Source organism: Nitrospirillum amazonense (assembly GCF_029594735.1).
GTDB classification, from domain to species: Bacteria; Pseudomonadota; Alphaproteobacteria; order Azospirillales; family Azospirillaceae; genus Nitrospirillum; species Nitrospirillum amazonense.
Genome location: NZ_JARPAF010000013.1, coordinates 1 through 383 on the forward strand (window position 1 = coordinate 1; position 383 = coordinate 383).

1 protein-coding gene is annotated in these 383 nt (G+C 59.3%); it reads right to left on the reverse strand.

Annotation, left to right across the window (positions count from 1 at the left end):
• Positions 1–383: hypothetical protein (locus tag P5F91_RS28915; RefSeq protein ID WP_277908982.1), on the reverse strand; the 383-nt coding region annotated here is incomplete at both ends.

Consider the following 383-nt stretch of genomic DNA (forward strand, 5'->3'; position numbering starts at 1 on the left):
ATTCGCCACTGTTTCAAGTTTAGGGGCCGTCTGACTTGCCGGGGCGACCGTATTGACAACCGTCGGCTCCCATTCCGTCCAAGCAACCCCATCGGAAAGGCGGACCATGATGACATCCTGGCCGGCGGTATTTCCCGCGACGAACCGGAGATTTGGCAGTTGCGCAGCGGTCACGGTAACGACGCTACCAGCTGGCTGTGCTTGGCCATTCAGAACGAAATAGCCGCGCCCCACGCTGAGGTCCTGGAATTGATAGCTGGTGGCAAGCTGGGAACCAGCGTAGATCAACGCCATAGCGGAGACGGATTTCTGAATGCCCAGCAACGCCGTCCGCCCATCAGCATAGGGAGCCTCAGCCGGGTAATTCCGCGTGACGATGTCGA